General features: G+C 74.2%; 17 protein-coding genes. 8 read left to right on the top strand and 9 right to left on the bottom strand.

Translation table 11 applies throughout. The annotated features are described in order from the left end of the window. The first annotated feature begins 76 nt into the window (after positions 1-76). On the top strand, positions 77-454 hold the full coding sequence (locus ACBR40_RS39925; RefSeq protein WP_371252067.1) for a hypothetical protein: 378 nt from the start codon (positions 77-79) through the stop codon (positions 452-454). Next, entirely contained in the window at positions 451-654 is a 204-nt protein-coding gene (locus ACBR40_RS39920; protein ID WP_371252066.1) for a dihydrofolate reductase family protein, read from the top strand. Before ACBR40_RS39925 ends, ACBR40_RS39920 begins: the two co-directional genes overlap by 4 nt. Before the next feature lie 183 nt (positions 655-837). On the opposite strand, the gene ACBR40_RS39915 is transcribed toward ACBR40_RS39920, so the two are convergent. Beyond that, positions 838-1,539, bottom strand: a complete 702-nt coding sequence (locus ACBR40_RS39915) for a glycosyltransferase family 2 protein (protein ID WP_344205482.1) — start codon at positions 1,537-1,539, stop codon at positions 838-840. Beyond that, positions 1,536-2,507, bottom strand: a complete 972-nt coding sequence (locus ACBR40_RS39910; RefSeq protein WP_371252125.1) for an NAD-dependent epimerase/dehydratase family protein — start codon at positions 2,505-2,507, stop codon at positions 1,536-1,538. Before ACBR40_RS39910 ends, ACBR40_RS39915 begins: the two co-directional genes overlap by 4 nt. A gap of 139 nt (positions 2,508-2,646) precedes the next feature. On the opposite strand from ACBR40_RS39910, the gene ACBR40_RS39905 reads away from it, so the two are divergent. The 3 genes from ACBR40_RS39905 to ACBR40_RS39895 are packed head-to-tail and all read left to right on the top strand — an operon-like array spanning position 2,647 to position 5,288. Continuing rightward, positions 2,647-4,005, top strand: coding sequence for a glycosyltransferase 87 family protein (locus ACBR40_RS39905; RefSeq protein WP_371252065.1), 1,359 nt, complete (start codon positions 2,647-2,649; stop codon positions 4,003-4,005). 12 nt (positions 4,006-4,017) lie between these two features. Further along, positions 4,018-4,680 (top strand): TIGR04282 family arsenosugar biosynthesis glycosyltransferase, encoded by a 663-nt coding sequence (locus ACBR40_RS39900; protein WP_371252064.1) that lies wholly within the window; start codon positions 4,018-4,020, stop codon positions 4,678-4,680. Next, on the top strand, positions 4,677-5,288 hold the full coding sequence (locus tag ACBR40_RS39895; RefSeq protein WP_371252063.1) for a class I SAM-dependent methyltransferase: 612 nt from the start codon (positions 4,677-4,679) through the stop codon (positions 5,286-5,288). Before ACBR40_RS39900 ends, ACBR40_RS39895 begins: the two co-directional genes overlap by 4 nt. Positions 5,289-5,295: 7 nt before the next feature. Here ACBR40_RS39895 and ACBR40_RS39890 read toward each other — a convergent pair whose 3' ends face one another. The 5 genes from ACBR40_RS39890 to ACBR40_RS39870 form a co-directional block, all read right to left on the bottom strand. Then, on the bottom strand, positions 5,296-6,156 hold the full coding sequence (locus ACBR40_RS39890) for an LLM class F420-dependent oxidoreductase (protein ID WP_344205486.1): 861 nt from the start codon (positions 6,154-6,156) through the stop codon (positions 5,296-5,298). 49 nt (positions 6,157-6,205) lie between these two features. Next, positions 6,206-8,581: a glycoside hydrolase family 65 protein gene (locus ACBR40_RS39885; protein ID WP_371252062.1), complete on the bottom strand. Its 2,376-nt coding sequence runs from the start codon at positions 8,579-8,581 to the stop codon at positions 6,206-6,208. Further along, positions 8,578-9,324, bottom strand: coding sequence for a beta-phosphoglucomutase family hydrolase (locus ACBR40_RS39880; RefSeq protein ID WP_371252061.1), 747 nt, complete (start codon positions 9,322-9,324; stop codon positions 8,578-8,580). Before ACBR40_RS39880 ends, ACBR40_RS39885 begins: the two co-directional genes overlap by 4 nt. Before the next feature lie 56 nt (positions 9,325-9,380). Further along, on the bottom strand, positions 9,381-11,009 hold the full coding sequence (locus tag ACBR40_RS39875; protein ID WP_371252124.1) for a SulP family inorganic anion transporter: 1,629 nt from the start codon (positions 11,007-11,009) through the stop codon (positions 9,381-9,383). Between the two features lie 68 nt (positions 11,010-11,077). Continuing rightward, positions 11,078-11,419 (bottom strand): metalloregulator ArsR/SmtB family transcription factor, encoded by a 342-nt coding sequence (locus tag ACBR40_RS39870; protein WP_329579802.1) that lies wholly within the window; start codon positions 11,417-11,419, stop codon positions 11,078-11,080. Positions 11,420-11,514: 95 nt separating this feature from the next. Between ACBR40_RS39870 and ACBR40_RS39865 the strand changes: the two genes are divergently transcribed. Beyond that, positions 11,515-12,000, top strand: coding sequence for an NUDIX domain-containing protein (locus tag ACBR40_RS39865; protein WP_371252060.1), 486 nt, complete (start codon positions 11,515-11,517; stop codon positions 11,998-12,000). A 2-nt stretch (positions 12,001-12,002) separates the two neighbouring features. On the opposite strand, the gene ACBR40_RS39860 is transcribed toward ACBR40_RS39865, so the two are convergent. Continuing rightward, positions 12,003-12,911, bottom strand: a complete 909-nt coding sequence (locus ACBR40_RS39860) for an SDR family NAD(P)-dependent oxidoreductase (RefSeq protein WP_371252059.1) — start codon at positions 12,909-12,911, stop codon at positions 12,003-12,005. A gap of 59 nt (positions 12,912-12,970) precedes the next feature. Between ACBR40_RS39860 and ACBR40_RS39855 the strand changes: the two genes are divergently transcribed. Beyond that, entirely contained in the window at positions 12,971-13,900 is a 930-nt protein-coding gene (locus tag ACBR40_RS39855; RefSeq protein ID WP_371252058.1) for a cupin domain-containing protein, read from the top strand. Between the two features lie 9 nt (positions 13,901-13,909). On the opposite strand, the gene ACBR40_RS39850 is transcribed toward ACBR40_RS39855, so the two are convergent. Beyond that, entirely contained in the window at positions 13,910-15,151 is a 1,242-nt protein-coding gene (locus ACBR40_RS39850; RefSeq protein WP_371252057.1) for a hypothetical protein, read from the bottom strand. A 338-nt stretch (positions 15,152-15,489) separates the two neighbouring features. On the opposite strand from ACBR40_RS39850, the gene ACBR40_RS39845 reads away from it, so the two are divergent. Then, positions 15,490-15,627: a hypothetical protein gene (locus tag ACBR40_RS39845; RefSeq protein ID WP_344205514.1), complete on the top strand. Its 138-nt coding sequence runs from the start codon at positions 15,490-15,492 to the stop codon at positions 15,625-15,627. Positions 15,628-15,667: the final 40 nt, after the last annotated feature.

Below are 15,667 nucleotides of genomic sequence, written 5' to 3'. Positions count from 1 at the left end.
TCGGGCGGGTTGAGCTCGTCATCACTGTGCCGGGCCGGAACGTGGCCCCGGTGACCAGTGAGATGAGGAGTTCGCGGTGGGCACTATCAGCGTTTTCGTCAGCGTCAGCCTGGACGGCGTCATGCAGGGGCCGGGCCGGGCGGACGAGGACACGAGGGGCGGGTTCCGGCACGGCGGGTGGGCCGCCGGGTACGCCGACCAGGTGACCGGGAAGTACGTCGCCGAGCAGGGCGGGGCGGCGGCCATGCTGTTCGGGCGGCGGACGTACGACGACGTGCTGGGCTACTGGACCTCCGTGGGCGAGGCCAACCCGTTCACCGAGATCCTGGTGAACACGCCCAAGTACGTCGCCTCCCGCCGGGCGGACACCGCGCTCGCCCACCCCAACTCCACGCTGCTGGCGGGGGAGGCGGCCGGCGCGGTCGCGGGGCTGAAGGAACGGTGGACGGCGTGATCAGGGTGCTCGGCAGCGGCGAGCTGGTGCGCTCCCTGCACGCGGCGGGCCTGGTCGAGGAGTACGTCCTGCTGATCCACCCGATCGTGCTCGGCTCGGGCACGCGGCTGTTCGGCGAGGGGGAGCGTGCCGGCCTGACGCTTCAGGAGGCGATCACCACCACGACCGGTGTCGTGATCACGCGCTACCGGACCAAGTGAGGAGAGAGGATCGGGACATGCGTTACATGTTGTTGTTCCATCACGCCGAGGCGACCGAGGAGACGGCCGGGGCCGAGGCGATGGCCGACGGGATGCGGGCCATGGCCAGTTACGCCGCGACGCTGGAGCAGGCCGGCATCCTGGTGAGCGGCCAGGTGCTGCGGCCCTCCTCGATCCCCGCACCTATTCCCTCCGCCCACCCGGGTATGACGAATCGCTTGAGGACGCCGGCCGGAGCTCGGCCATCACCCGGCGCATGTCGGAGACGGCGCGGAGCGTGCCGCGCAGCGTGCCGGTGACCTTGGAACGCCCGGTCCGCGGCAGGTAGTCCACCTCCACCTCGGCGATCCGCCAGCCGGCCGCGTCGGCGCGCAGCACCATCTCCAGCGGGTAGCCGAAGCGGCGGTCGGTCAGCCCCAGCTCCAGGAGGGCCGCGCGCCTGGCCGCGCGCATCGGGCCGAGGTCGCGGAGCGGCGCACCCGTACGGCGGCGCAGCACACCGGCGAGCACCGCGTTGCCCAGCCGCGCGTGCCACGGCCAGGCGCCCGCCGTCCGCGGCAGCCTCCGCCCCAGGACCAGATCGCCGTGCCCGCCGAGCACGGCGGCGCTCACCCGGGGGAGCTGGCGTGGGTCGAGCGAGGCGTCGGCGTCCATGAAGCAGACCACCTCGGCGGTGGCGGCGCGCAGCCCGGCGTGGCAGGCCGCGCCGAAGCCGCGTACGGGCTCGTGGACCACCCGCGCGCCGAGGCTCTCCGCGACCGCCGCCGAGCGGTCGGTGGAGCCGTTGTCGACCACGATCGGGCGGTGGCCGTCCGGCATGCGCCCGAGCACCCAGGCGAGCGCGGCCTCCTCGTTCAGGCAGGGCAGGATCACGTCGACCGTCATGACCGGGCGAACTCCTTCATCCCCGCGTCGAACTCGACGCCCGCGCGGAACCCGAGCTCGGCCCGCGCCCGCTCGGGCGAGGCCACGATGTGGCGGACGTCGCCCAGCCGGTAGTCCCCGGTGACCTTCGGGGCGGGACCGCCGCGCGCGGCGGCCAGCGCGGCCGCCATCTCGCCCACGGTGTGCGGGGTCCCCGAGGCGATGTTCCAGGCGCGCAGCTCGCCGGGACGTACGGGGGCGGACATGGCCGCGAGGTTGGCCCGGGCGACGTCGCGCACGTGCACGAAGTCACGCAGCTGGCGGCCGTCCTCGAACACCTTCGGCGCCCGGCCCGCCTCCAGCTCCGAGCGGAAGATCGCGGCGACCCCGGCGTACGGGGTGTCGCGCGGCATGCGGGGACCGTAGACGTTGTGGTACCGGAGCGCCGCCGCGCGGCCGCCCGTCTCCCTGGCCCAGTTGGCGGCCAGATGTTCCTGCGCGAGCTTGCTGGTGGCGTAGGCGTTGCGCGGATCGGGCTGGGCGTCCTCGCCGATGGGCGCGCAGGCCAGGGCCGCGCCGCAGCGCGGGCAGAGCGGCTCGAACGAGCCCAGCTCCAGGTCCCGCACGGTGCGCGGGCCCGGCCTGACGTGGCCGTGCGTGGCGCACTCGTAGTGGCCTTCGCCGTAGACCACCATCGAGGACGCCAGCACCAGCCGGTCGATCTCGTGCCGCGCCATCGCGGCCAGCAGGACGGCGGTGCCGTACACGTTGACGGAGGCGTAGCCGGGCAGGTCGGCGACGTCCACACCGAGCCCCACCATCGCGGCCTGGTGCACGACCACCTCGACGCCGGGGAGCAGCGCGTCCAGCACGGCCGGGTCGCGGACGTCCGCGCCGGTCCGCAGGTCCAGGCCGACGACGTCGTGACCCGCGGCCCGCAGCGCCTCCGCCACGTGCCCGCCGATGAAACCGGCCGAGCCGGTGACCATGACTCTCACGCCGCCGACGCTAGCCCGGCTGGAGGCGCGCCCGGAGGAGACGTTCGCGGTTCGTAAGGCTTCTTACGAAGCGCGGACGGCGGGCCTCGCGGCGGCCCCGTACGGGGCCGGGGATGTCAGGCTGCGGGCTGTGAGCCGAAACCTGATCTTCACCGGGGCGGTGCTCGCCGCGCTGGGGGCCGTCGTGCTCAGGATGGTGCTCGGGCCGCCGGGCCTCGGCTGGTACCTGCTGGCCTGGGCGCTGTTCGCGGCGGCCTTGTGGCTGGCCCGGCGGGTGCAGGGGAAGTGGCTGGACGTGCTGGTCGTGGCCGGCGGGATCGCGCTGGCCGCGATCGGGCCGGCAGCGCCGCCGAGCAGCAGCACCGACTCCTTCCGTTACGCCTGGGACGGCCGGGTGCAGGCGGCGGGCGTCTCGCCCTACGCGCATCCGCCGGCCGACCCGGCGCTCGCCGGCCTCCGTGACGACTGGCTCTTCCCGGCCGGCTGCGCCGACCCGCTCCTGTGGCCGCTGCCGGAGGGCGGCTGCACCCGGATCAACCGCCCGACCGTGTCCACGATCTACCCGCCGCTCGCGCAGGGGTACTTCCTGCTGGTCGAGTGGCTGTCCCCGGAGGGGTCGCGGCACAAGGGCCTGCAACTGGGCGGCTTCGCGCTGGCCGTGCTCGCGCTGCTCACGCTGTGGCGGCTCGCGGGGGCGCGGGGGGCGGCGTACTGGGCGTGGTGCCCGGCGGTGCCGGTCGAGGCGGTGAACAACGCGCACGTCGACATGCTCGGGGTGCTGCTGGTGGTGCTGGCCTTCGGCGCGGTCCGGGGGCGCGGCGGGCGGGCGGGGGCGGGCGCGCTGCTGGGGGCGGCGGTGGCGGCCAAGCTGCTCCCGGTGACGGCGCTGCCCGGCGCCCTGTCCGGAGCGTTGGCGGGCAGTGGGAGGGTCGCGTGGCGGCGGCTGCTCGTGGTCGGGGTGCCCGCGCTGCTCGTGGTGGCGGTGTCGTACCTGCCGTACGCGCTGGTCTCGGGCAGCTCGGTGGCCGGCTACCTGCCGGGCTACCTGCGGGAGGAGCGCTACGACGGCGGCGGCAACCGGTACGCGGTCCTGCGGCTGCTGATGCCGGACTCCTGGGCCCCGTACGCCGCGATCGCGCTGCTCGCCCTGATCGTCCTGGCCGTCCTGCGCCACGGGGACGCCGAGCGGCCGTGGCAGGGCGCGCTGCTGGTCAGCGGTTCGTTCCTGCTGCTGCTCACCCCCGGATACTCCTGGTACGCCCTGCTGGTCGTGGCGCTGGCCGCCATGACCGGCTGGTGGGAGTGGCTGGGCGTGGCCGTGGCGGGCGCCGTCGCCTACACCGACGGCCCGGCCGCCCCCGACAACCTCGGCACCCCCTTCTACGCCGTGGCCGCGCTGGCCGCGCTGGCCGGCTGGGCCGCGCGCCGCTCCGCCGGCCCTCGCCGTCATCGCCCCGCCGGCGGAACACCCGTCGTCCGCAGCCCGTGAGGAACGTCTCCGTTGAGTCACCGTCTGAGTCACCGTCATCCCGATCACCTGCCGCAGCTCCTGGTCATCGCCAAGGAGCCGGTGCCGGGCCGGGTGAAGACCCGGCTGACCCCGCCGTTCAGCCCGGAGCAGGCCGCCGTCCTGGCCGAGGCCGCGCTGCGCGACAGCCTGCGGGCCGTGGCCGCCACGCCGGCCGCCCAGCGGGTGCTGGCGCTGGACGGGCTGCCGGGAAGCTGGCTGCCCCCGGGGCTGGTGGTGATCCCGCAGCGCGGCGCGGGGCTGGACGAGCGCCTGGCCGCCGCCTTCTCCGACGCCTGCCGGCTCCGGCCGGGCCCGGTCGTCCTCATCGGCATGGACACCCCGCAGGTCACCCCCGCCCTGCTGGACGAGGCCGGCGCGGCGCTGACGGAGCACGACGCGGTGTACGGCCCGGCGGCCGACGGCGGCTTCTGGCTGCTCGGCCTGCGCAGGCCCGACCCCGCGCTGCTGCTCGGGGTGCCCATGTCGCGCCCGGACACCGGCAAGCTCCAGCTCGACCGGCTCGAACGCGCCGGGCTGAGCGTGCTCCTGCTGCCCGAGCTGACCGACGTCGACACCGCCGCCGACGCCGCCACGGTCGCGGGCCAGGCGCCGGGATCCTGCTTCGCCGCGGCGCTGCGGGAGCTGGGCCGATGATCGGGGAGCTCTACGCCGACGCGCTCGCCGGGGAGAGCGCCGAACTCGAGTACGTGGACGGCACCCGCGTCCCCCTGGAGGCCGCCCGCTGGTTCGAGCCCATCGACGGCGACGAGGAGCTGCTGAGCCGCTGCGCCGGCCCCACGCTCGACATCGGCTCCGGCCCCGGACGCCTGACGGCGGCGCTGACCCGGCGCGGCGTGCGTTCGCTCGGCATCGACATCACCCCGCGCGCCGTCGCCCTGACCCGCCGCGCCGGAGGATTCGCCCTGCTCAGGGACGTCTACGACGACGTCCCCTTCAGCGGCCGCTGGGCGACGGCGCTGCTCGCCGACGGCAACATCGGCATCGGCGGCCACCCCGAGGCCCTGCTGCGGCGGGTCGGGCAGCTCATCAGGCCCGGCGGCACGGTCCTGGCCGAGGTCGCGCCGCCCGGCACGACGAGCCGGGTCGACCGGGTACGGCTGCGCCGCGGACCGGTCACCGACGCATGGTTCGCCTGGGCGACCGTCTCGGCGAGCGACCTGCGCCGGGTCGCGCTGGCCGCCGGGTTCACCGAGGCCCGCTGCTGGCCGGCGCACGGCCGCTGGCTGGCCCTGATCCGCTGAACCCCGCTCACATGAGCGCGACGGCGAGAGCGCGCCACTCGCGGCGCGGCAGGGCGTCCGCGTCGGCCGTGAGGACCTGGAGGCAGACGTGGTCGGCGCCGGCGGCGCGGTGCTCGTCCAGCCGGCGCCGGATCGCCTCCTCGTCGCCCCAGGCGATCAGGCCGTCGAACAGCCGGTCGCTCACCGACTCCACGTCCTCCTCCGTGTAGCCGAGGCGCAGCAGGTTGTTGGCGTAGTTCGGCAGCGACAGGTAGCGCCGCAGCCATTCCCCGCCGATCGCGCGCGCCTCGTCCTTGCCCGAGCAGAGGATCACCGTCTGCTCGGGGAGCAGGAGCGGGCCGTCACCCAGCGCCTCCCGCGCCTGCCGGGTGTGCTCGGGCGTGACGAGGTACGGATGCGCGCCCCGTGCCCGCTTCGCGGCGAGGTCCAGCATCTTCGGGCCGAGCGCCGCCAGCACCCGGCTGTCCTCCGGCACGGGCTGATCCGCCCGGTCCAGCGCGTCGAGGAACGCCGTCATCGCCGCCAGCGGCTTGCGGTAGCGGCCCGGCTCCTGCCGGTCGACCGCCACCGCGTGGCTCACGCCGATGCCCATGAGGAAGCGGTGGTGGTGGCCCGAGGAGAGCTCGGCGAAGGAGGCGGCGACGTCGGCGGGATCGTGCATCCACAGGTTCAGGATCCCGGTGGCCACGACGATCCGGCGGGTGGCCGTCAGGAGGTTGCCGACGGCCTCGAAGACCGGTCCTCCCGTGTCCGGCACCCACAGCGCGCTGTAGCCCAGCTCCTCCAGCTCGGTGGCCGCCTCCGCGGCCTCACCCGGGTCGCCGTAGCGCAGGTGATGGCTCCACACGCCCACACCGGAAAGATCCATGACGTCTTCTCCCTTCGTCTGGCACTGACCTGCCCAGATCGAACGCCGGTCACCCACCCGATGATCGACGTGATGATCCGCCGGCGCGCGGGCGGGGCTCGCGGCCGGGTGGCTGGTGGACCTGCTGCTCCGGTGCGGGAGGCGGCGGGTTGGGCCGGGTGACCTCCTCGCCGCCCAGGTCGAAGCGCTCGCCGTGATGGGTCAGGGTGATCGGCGGCCCCTGGAGGAGCCGGTAGGCCGTCGCCTCCCGCGTGGCGCTGACGCTCAGCAGGCTGCCGCGGTACCGCAGCCGGAAGGCGAGCCGGGTGATGCCGGCGGGCAGGGCGGGCGCGAAGCACATCCGCCCCCCGCCCGCGCGCATCCCGCCGAACCCCGCCACGAGGGCGATCCACGCCCCGGCCAGCGACGCCATGTGCACGCCGTCCACGGTGTTCTTCTCCAGGTCGGCGAGGTCCATCAGCGCCGCCTCCCCCAGGTAGCGGTAGGCCAGCTCCAGGTGTCCCACCTCGGCGGCGATGACCGCCTGGGTGCAGGCCGACAGGGACGAGTCGCGTACGGTCAGGGCCTCGTAGTAGGCGAAGTTGCGAGCTTTCTGTGCGGGGGTGAAGGCGTCGCCGCGCAGGTGCATCGCGAGTACGACGTCCGCCTGCTTGACCACCTGCCGGCGGTAGAGATCGAAGTAGGGGAAGTGCAGCAGCAGCGGGTAGCGCTCGGGACCGGTGGTGGCGAAGTTCCAGAGCGCGTGCTGGGTGAAGCCCTCGCTCTCCGGGTGCACCCCCAGCCGCTCGTCGTAGGGGACGGTCATCGCCTCCGCCGCTTCGCGCCAGCCGCGGGTCTCCTCCGTGGTGACGTCGAGCGCCGCCGCGAGCGCCGGATGGCGGGCCACGGCCTCGGCCGCCTCGCGCAGGTTCCGCTGGGCCATCAGGTTCGTGTACACGTTGTTGTCGGCGAGGGCGGTGTACTCGTCCGGCCCGGTCACCCCGTCGATGCGGAACCGCCCGGCCGCGTCGTGGTGCCCGAGGGCGAGCCACAGCCGGGCCGTCTCCACGAGCACGTGCAGGCCGGTCCGGCCGTCGAACGGCTCGTCCTGGGTGGCGTCGACGTACTGGGCGACCGCGTGCGCGATGTCGGCGTTGACGTGGAAGGCCGCGGTTCCGGCCGGCCAGTAGCCGGAGCACTCCTCGCCGTGGATGGTCCGCCAGGGGAAGGCGGCGCCGCGCAGCCCGAGCTGCCCGGCGCGGGCCCGGGCGAGGGGAAGCGTGGACCGCCGCCACGACAGCGCGTCCGCGACGGCTCGCGGATAGGTGTAGGTGAGCACGGGCAGCACGAAGATCTCGGTGTCCCAGAAGGCGTGCCCGTCGTAGCCGGACCCGGTCAGGCCCTTGGCCGGCAGGGGGCGCTCCTCCAGGCGCGCGGCGGACTGCAGCAGGTGGAACAGCCCGAAACGTACGGCCTGCTGCACCTCGGCGTCGCCCTCCACCTCCACGTCGGCGCCGTCCCAGAAGCCGTCGAGGAAACGCCGCTGGTCGGCGTACAGGCCGTCCCAGCCGACCAGACGGGCGGCCGCCAGCGCCGCGGCCACCTGATCGTGCAGGGCGGGCCGCGAACGCCTGCGCGACCATCCGTAGGAGAAGAACTTGACGATCCGCAGCGTCCCCCCGGGGGCCAGGCGCGTGGCCACGGTCACCCGGCTGACGTCGTCGCTGCCCTGCGCCTCGGTGAGGGTGCCGTCCGGCCCGTCGATCTCGTGCCACATGCCCGCCGCGACCCGCAGGCCGCTGGCCCGGGTGCGGTGCACCATGATCGACAGGCCGTCCCCGAGGACGCTCTCCTCCGCCACCAGGGGGGAGCGCAGCACCGCGGCGGCCCGCGGGTCGCCGCCCGGCGACGTCTGCGTCTCGTTGGCGACCAGCTCCGACTGCACGACGAGGTGGGTCGGCCGGTCGACGGCCTCGACCTCGTACCGGATCGCGGCGATCGCGCGATGGGTGAACGACACCAGCCGCGTGGACCTGACCCGCACCGAGGTGCCGGTCGGCGAGCTCCAGTGCGCCGTGCGTGTGAGGGTGCCGGCGCGCAGGTCGAGGACCCGTTCGTGCTGGTGCAGCGTCCCGTACCGCAGGTCGAAGGGCTCGTCGCCGACCATCAGCCGGATCAGCTTGCCGTTGGTGACGTTCACCACCGTCTGCCCCGACTCCGGATAGCCGTAGCCGCCCTCCGCGTACGGCAGCGGCCTCAGCTCGTAGAACCCGTTGAGGTAGGTGCCCGGCTCCCCGTGCGGCTCGCCTTCGTCCAGGTTGCCGCGCAGGCCGATGTGGCCGTTGGACAGCGCGAACACCGACTCGGTCTGCGCCAGCACGTCCAGGTCCAGCCGGTTCTCCCGGAGCGCCCACGGCTCGACCTCGAACGCGGGGTGCCGGATCATCCCGCGTCCCGGGGGCGCGCCCCGTGCTCCAGGAGCTCGGCCAGGTCGGTGACCACGACGTCGGCGCCGTGTCGGCGCAGCGCCTCGGCTTGTCCCGTCCGGTCGACGCCGACGACGAAGCCGAACCCGCCCGCGTGGCCGGCCGCGACCCCCGCCAGGGCGTCCTCGAACACGGCCGCCTCCGCCGGTTTCAGCGCCAGCGCCTCGGCCGCCGCGAGATACATGTCAGGGGCCGGCTTGCCCGCCAGCCGCCGCTCGCGGGCCACGACGCCGTCGATCCTGGCCCCGAACCGCGAGGCGAGCCCGGCGGCCGTCAGGACGTGAACGGTGTTGGCGCTCGACGACACCACGGCCGTACGCAGCCCCGCCTCCTGGACCGCGTCCAGGAAGCGGACGGAGCCGGGGAACACCTCCACGCCGTCCCGGTCGATGATGGCCTGCACGAGCTGGTTCTTGCGGTTGCTCAGCCCGTTGACGGTCATCGCGCCGGGCGGGTCGGTCGGTGTCCCCTCCGGCAGGCTGATGCCCCGCGCCCGCAGGAAGCTCCTCGCCCCGTCCACGCGTTTCTTGCCGTCCACGTAGCGGTCGTAGTCGGCCTTCGCGTCGAAGGGCACGAACGCGGCCCCGTCCCGCTCGCGCAGGAACTCGTCGAACATCGTCTTCCACGCCGCGGCGTGCACGGTGGCGGTGCGCGTCAGCACGCCGTCCATGTCGAACAGGCACCCGCGGATTCCGTCAGGCATCCCCAGCATTCGTCCCCCTGAGGGAGGTGAATACCCGGCTGACCTGCGAATACCCGTCAGCCGTCGGCCCGGACGGCGGGCAGGACGCCGTCCAGGCAGAGGCGGTGGCGGGCGGCGGCGATCGCCGCGGGGGTGGTGGCGAACACCTGCCCGGCCTCGTCGAGCCGCGAGATGACGCCGAGGGCGCGCAGCGGCCGGTGGTGGCCGTCGCGGATGCCGGAGACGTACACGGTGATGCCGCGCCGTTCGAGGCGGGAGATGGCGTCGCCGAGCACCAGCGCGCCGCTCGCGTCCACGGTGGTGACCCTGGACATCCGCAGGACGACCACCGAGACGTCGGCGACCTCGGACAGCTCCAGCAGGAAACGGTGCGCGGCCGCGAAGAACAGCGGTCCGTCCAGCCGGTAGGCGACGATGTGCTCGGCCAGCAGCGCGTGTTCCTCGGCGTCGTGGTCGCCGGGCAGGTCCGGGTGCAGCGGCATCGCGTCCAGCCGCACGTCGCGGGCGATGGCGCGCAACGCCAGCGCGCCGGCCACGACCAGGCCGATGATGACGGCGGCGACCAGGTCGAGCGCGAGGGTGGCGATCGCGGTCAGCGCGAGCACGAGCGCGTCGGCCCTGGTGGAGCGGAGCATGGCCGCCACCGAGCCGACCTCGACCATCCGTACGGCGGTGGCCAGCAGCACCCCCGCCAGCGCCGCCAGCGGGATGCGGGCCACGAGGTCGGCGGCGGTGAACACGATCACCCCGAGGATCGCCGCGTGGGCGAGCGCGGCCAGCCGGGAGGAGGCGCCCGAGCGTACGTTGACGGCGGTGCGGGCGATCGCGCCCGTGGCCGGCACGCCGCCGAACAGCGGCGCCACCAGGTTGGCCAGGCCCTGGCCGAACAGCTCCCTGTCGGGGTCGTGCCGGTGGCTGACGCTCATGCCGTCGGCGACGGCGGCTGACAGCAGCGACTCCAGCGCGGCGAGCGCGGCCACCGCGACGGCGGGGGCGATCAGCGAGCCCAGCGCGCTCACGTCGAGGAAGGACAACGAGGGGGCGGGCAGCCCGGAGGGCAGGGCGTCGATGCGTGTCACCGGCAGCCCGGCCAGCTCGGCGACGACGGTGGCGGCGGCCACGGCCAGCAGCGAGAACGGCACGCCCGGCCGCAGGCGTCCCCCGGCCAGCATCACCGCCGCGACCGTGACGGCCATCGTGAGCGCGATCCAGTCGGGGCGGGCGGCGAAGGCGAGCACCGCCTGCCAGGCCACGGCCAGCACCTTGTCGCCTTCGGGGGTGGGCACGCCGAGCGCGGCCGGCACCTGCTGCAGGCCGATCACGCACGCGATGCCCAGGGTGAAGCCCTCCACCACCGGCGCGGGGACGAGCGCCATGTAACGGCCCGCCCGGGCGAGGGCCAGCCCCACCAGCAGCAGCCCGGCCAGCACGCCCACCGTGAGCACGCCGGACGCGCCGTGCGCGTGCATGATCGGCACCAGCACCACCGTCATGGCCCCGGTCGGCCCGGACACCTGCAACGCGGACCCGCCGAAGACGGCGGCGAGGGCGCCGGCCACCACCGCCGTGGCGAGCCCGGCCTCGGCGCCGAGTCCGGAGGAGATGCCGAACCCGAGCGCCAGGGGCAGCGCCACGATCGCCACCGTCAGCCCGGCGAGCAGGTCGCGCCGCGGACGACGGCCCATCGCGGCCAGGTCGGCGCGGGCGGGCAGGACGGAGCGCAGGCGGCCGAGGCCCGCCGCGAGCACGGGATTCACCGGTGGTCGGTCTCTTCTTCGAGCAGTTCGCTGAGCAGCGCATGCCGGCCCGACAGCTTGGCGCTCAGCAGGGCGCGGGCCGCCCGCAGCAGCTCGGCGACGTCGCCGCCGGACAGCGCGTAGACCACGGTCGAGCCGTCGCGGCGGGCGGTCACCAGCTCGGAGCGGCGCAGCACGGCCAGGTGCTGGGACAGCCCGGTCGGCTCGACCTCGATCGCGGCCAGCAGGTCGCGGACCGGCTTCGGCCCGTCCTGCAGCAGCTCCAGGACGCGAATGCGCACCGGATGGCCCAGGAGCCTGAACAGCTCGGCCTTGGCTTCGTACAAGGGCACCGACATCACGTCCACCATTGTGCTCGCAATTGCGAAAGTTCGCAATTCGTCAGATGCGAAGCCCGCGCCCCCGACAGGCTCCCTGCGGCATAAGATGCCGGATGCCTGAGATGAACCTGCGCCATGCCGTCCGCGCGATCGTCCTCGACGACGACGACCGCATCCTGCTCTGCCGCCTGGCCTTCCGGAAGACGATCGTGTGGGCGGCCCCCGGCGGTGGCGTCGAACCGGGGGAGGCGCCGCTCGCCGCGTTGCGGCGCGAGCTGGATGAAGAGGTGGGGCTGGCGGTCGAGGCCGACCCGTCGCACGTGTGGCACCAGCGGGTGGTCGCCTCCGGGCACGCGGCGGGCTACGACGGCGTGGTCAACGACTACTTCCTCGTCCGCGTCCCGTCGTTCGCGCCCCGGGGCGCGCGGTCGGACGAGGAGCTGGCCGCCGAGCACATCGACGCCTTCCGCTGGTGGACGCTCCAGGAGATCGCCGGCTACCGCGGGCCCGGGCTGTTCTCGCCGCGTGACCTGGCGACACCGCTGGCGGCGCTCCTCGCCGGCGGCCCGCCGGCCCGGCCGGTGCCCCTCGGCCTGTAGGGCTACGGGCGGCAGGCGGCGGCGGCGAGGTCCCAGAGCCGGTCGGCGGCGCCGGGGTCCACGGACCAGGCCGCGACGCCGCCGGTCGAGTCCGGGCCGCCCGGCACCACCTCGGCCTCCTGGTTGTCGTTGGAGAAGTAGCGGCCGGTCACGCCGTCCAGCAGCGGGGACGCGGCGAGCAGCACCGAGGTGGCGGCCCCCTGCTCGGGCGTCTTGAAGTAGCCGGGGGTCAGCAGGTTCCCGTCGTCGTCCATCGCGCCCATCGCCCGCATGGTGGCCTGGTCGACGTGCCGCTGCAGGTTGGTGTGGACGTAGCCGGGCTCGTGGGCGTTCGCGGTGATGCCGTCGGCGGCCCAGCGCCGGGCGACGGCGACCGCGAGCAGCACGTCGGCCGTCTTCGACTGCGCGTACGCGGTCCACGGATCGTACGGGCGGCGCTCGAAGTGCGGGTCGTCGAAGTCGAACGGCGCGCCCAGCTGGGCTCCCGAGCTGACCATGACCACCCGCGCGCCGCCCGCCTGCCGCAGGTGCTCGTGCAGGCCGGCGATCAGGGCGAAGTGCCCGAGAAAGTTCGTCGCGAGCTGGAGCTCCCAGCCGTAGGGGGTCGTCCGGCGGGCAGGCAGCGCCATGATCCCGGCGTTCGCCACGATCGCGTGCACCGGCCCGCTCCACTCGGCCACGAAGCGCCGTACCGACCCGAGATCGCTCAGGTCCAGCGCCCGCTGCCCGTCGGCGGGACGGCGGGTGGCCACCGTGACCTCGGCTCCGGCTCCCTTGAGGGCCCGTACGGTCTCCGCGCCGATCCCGGAGGCGCCGCCGGTCACGATGACGCGCCGCCCGGTGAGGTCGACGCCGGCCAGGATCTCCGTGGCCGTGGTCCTGGCGGTGAAAGGGGTGCTGATGCGTGTCATGTGGTCAGCCTAGGAACGCCCGGCTGGACGTGGAATGAGACAGCGTCGAGAATAGTTGCGTGAGCGTCCAGCAAGCTGATCCCCTCGAAGAGGTTCTCACCCTCGTCGGCACCACCAGCCGCCTCTCCGTCGGGCTGGCCGCCGGAGGGGAGTGGGCGCTGGCGTTCGAGCCGCCCGAGGGGGTCAAGTTCAACGCGATCCGCCGGGGGCGGTGCCTGCTCACCGTGGAGGGCGTGCCGGAGCCGATCGAGCTGGCCGAGGGCGACTGCTTCCTGCTCGTCCAGCCGCGCGCCTTCACCCTGGCCGCCGGCGCGGGCGTGCGCCCGGTCCCGGCCGGGCCGATCTTCGCGGCGGCCACGGACGGCGTGGCCCGCGTCGGCGACGGCACGGACGTGATCCTTCTCGCCGGCCGGTTCGACTTCGGCGAACGGGCCAGGGAGCTGCTGCTCGACGCCCTGCCACCGGTGATCCATGTGCCCGGCCACACCGCCGAGGCCGCCACCGTCCGCTGGGCGCTGGAGCAGATCGCCGCCGAGCTGCGCGCCCGGCCGCCCGCCTCGACCCTGGTCACCGAGCATCTCGCCCTGGTCATGCTGATCCACCTCCTGCGCCTCCACCTGGCCACCGCCGGTCCGGGCGGCACGTCGGGCTGGCCGGCCGGGCTCACCGACCCGGTCGTGGCTCCCGCGCTGCGGGCCATGCACGCCGACCCCGCCCGTGCCTGGACCGTGTCCCAGCTCGCCGGGGTCGCAGCGGTGTCCCGCTCGACGCTGGCCGCCCGGTTCAAGCAGGTCGTGGGGCAGGGGCCGCTGGAATACCTGACCGGCTGGCGCCTCGAACTGGCCGCCGCCCGGCTGCGCCGCGGCGACGAGACGCTGGAGGCGATCGCCCGCCAGGTCGGCTACGGGTCGGTGAGCGCGCTGAGCAACGCGTTCAAGCGCCGCCTCGGCCTCTCGCCCCGCGACTACCGCCGGCGCGCAGGACGGTGACCTCTTGTCTCAGCCGTTCCCGGGCCTCGGCGCCTCGGCACGAATCGGACGATCAGCGGTTCTGAGCCGTTGGACGAGTGCGGCCAGCTCGTCGCGTTCTCGTTCCACGGCCTCCAACCGGGCGCGCAAGCCGGCGATGCGCTGACGCAGCACCTGCTCGGTCTCCGGTTCGGTGCTCTTCCAGAGCCGTACGGACCTGTCGTCGGCACTGGCCAGCAGGATCCCCTCCGGGTGGAAGGCGATGGTCCTGACAGGAACGCCGTGGTCGACGACCGGACCACGCACCAGCCGCCCCGTGGAGACGTCCCACATGTGCACCCCCTCGTCACGGTCGACGCCGGCCACCAGGTGCCCATCCGGGTGGAAGGCCACTGCCACGACCCTGGCGGTCTTCGCGACGAGCGGATGACCCTCGGTCCGCCAGGTCCTCGTGTCCCACAGCCGCACGGCTCCGTCGTAGCCGGCGCTGGCCAGCAGGTGTCCGTCCGGGTGGAACGCGAGGGCCCGGATGCCCGCCGGGTGATCGGTCAGCGGCTCGCGCAGCGGCCGCCACGTCATGGCATCCCAGAGTCGGATGGTCTTGTCGTAGCCGGCGCTGGCCAGCAGATGCCCGTCCGGGTGGAAGGCCAGCGCCCACAGACCTGCGGCATGGCCGGTCAGCGGCTCGCCCAGGGGACGGCCGGTCTTCGCGTCCCACAGCCGCACCATCCTGTCGTCGCCGGCGCTGGCCAGCGCATGCCCGTCCGGGTGGAACGCCACGGCCATGACGGCGTTGGTGTGGCCCGCCAGCGGGCCGCCGACCGGCCGCCCGTTCCCGGCATCCCACAGCCTGACCGTGGTGTCGTCTCCGGCGCTGGCCAGCAGGTGTCCGTTCGGATGGAACGCCAGTGCCCGCAGAGCAGCAGTGTGGCCGGTCAGCGGATCGCCCAGTGGGAGGCCGGTCTTCGCGTCCCACAGCCGCACCATCCTGTCGTCGCCCGCGCTGGCCAGCGTGTGCCCGTCCGGGTGGAACGCGACGCCTCTCACCGGAAGCGCCTGGTGGCCCAGCTCGGCCACCAGCTGATACCGCGGCTCCTCCTCGCGCGGGACCGACGGCGCGGCCGGCGGCTCGGTCACCGTTGTGCGGGCGGCCAGCCACAGGGCGTGGAAGGTCGCGACATCGCCGTCGAGGGCTTCGACGACGAGTTCCAGGTTGCCCCACTGCGGCAGCCTCCGGCAGCGGATCACCGCGTGCGCAGTGGTGTGGCTCATCGCCCGGGTCCGGTGAGCCAGAGCACGGAAGCTGGGCTCCCCGGCATGCAGATGCAGCTCCCGCAGGCGGGAGCGCAGGATCGCCAAGGCGTCCCCGCTGCCCGGAGCAGGGGTGTGTCGGATCACCCTTCGCATCATTCCAAGACGCCAGGAGCGAAGCGTCAGGAATCGTCGAGCGCACCCGCGTGGTCATCCACGTGTACGACGCCGTACGGCTTCGTCAAGTCGCGTCAGAGTTCGGAACACATCGTCAGCGGGACTCACGCGGGGCACATCCTGGTCACACACCACCGGCACCCACATGGGGTCCCCCGCGCACTCACGGAAACGAGATCGCGATGATGCTGCACCTGACCGCGTTCGCCGCGCTCGGCACTCTGCTGCTGATCGCGCTCGCGTCGACCTATCTGTTCTCGGCCGATGCCGGCCGCCGTTCGCGGGCCCTTCGCCTGCTGAAACTCCTCCTGCGACGCTGATCTCCGGCCCTCCCGGACGGGCTGCTTCCTGCCGGGTGCG

The sequence above is a fragment of the Nonomuraea sp. AD125B genome, from assembly GCF_041402765.1.
GTDB classification, from domain to species: Bacteria; Actinomycetota; Actinomycetes; order Streptosporangiales; family Streptosporangiaceae; genus Nonomuraea; species Nonomuraea bangladeshensis.
The sequence above is the reverse complement of the archived record's forward strand: the minus strand, read 5'-3'. Positions and strand labels throughout refer to the sequence as shown.

Excerpts from the sequence above, each read along its gene's own strand:
- ACBR40_RS39915 (WP_344205482.1), bottom strand. The coding sequence starts at position 1,539 with ATGACGGTCGACGTGATCCTGCCCTGCCTGAACGAGGAGGCCGCGCTC.
- ACBR40_RS39910 (WP_371252125.1), bottom strand. The coding sequence starts at position 2,507 with ATGGTCACCGGCTCGGCCGGTTTCATCGGCGGGCACGTGGCGGAGGCG.
- ACBR40_RS39895 (WP_371252063.1), top strand. The coding sequence starts at position 4,677 with ATGATCGGGGAGCTCTACGCCGACGCGCTCGCCGGGGAGAGCGCCGAA.
- ACBR40_RS39890 (WP_344205486.1), bottom strand. The coding sequence starts at position 6,156 with ATGGATCTTTCCGGTGTGGGCGTGTGGAGCCATCACCTGCGCTACGGC.
- ACBR40_RS39885 (WP_371252062.1), bottom strand. The coding sequence starts at position 8,581 with ATGATCCGGCACCCCGCGTTCGAGGTCGAGCCGTGGGCGCTCCGGGAG.
- ACBR40_RS39880 (WP_371252061.1), bottom strand. The coding sequence starts at position 9,324 with ATGCCTGACGGAATCCGCGGGTGCCTGTTCGACATGGACGGCGTGCTG.
- ACBR40_RS39875 (WP_371252124.1), bottom strand. The coding sequence starts at position 11,009 with ATGGGCCGTCGTCCGCGGCGCGACCTGCTCGCCGGGCTGACGGTGGCG.
- ACBR40_RS39870 (WP_329579802.1), bottom strand. The coding sequence starts at position 11,419 with ATGTCGGTGCCCTTGTACGAAGCCAAGGCCGAGCTGTTCAGGCTCCTG.
- ACBR40_RS39865 (WP_371252060.1), top strand. The coding sequence starts at position 11,515 with ATGCCTGAGATGAACCTGCGCCATGCCGTCCGCGCGATCGTCCTCGAC.
- ACBR40_RS39860 (WP_371252059.1), bottom strand. The coding sequence starts at position 12,911 with ATGACACGCATCAGCACCCCTTTCACCGCCAGGACCACGGCCACGGAG.
- ACBR40_RS39850 (WP_371252057.1), bottom strand. The coding sequence starts at position 15,151 with ATGAGCCACACCACTGCGCACGCGGTGATCCGCTGCCGGAGGCTGCCG.
- ACBR40_RS39845 (WP_344205514.1), top strand. The coding sequence starts at position 15,490 with ATGATGCTGCACCTGACCGCGTTCGCCGCGCTCGGCACTCTGCTGCTG.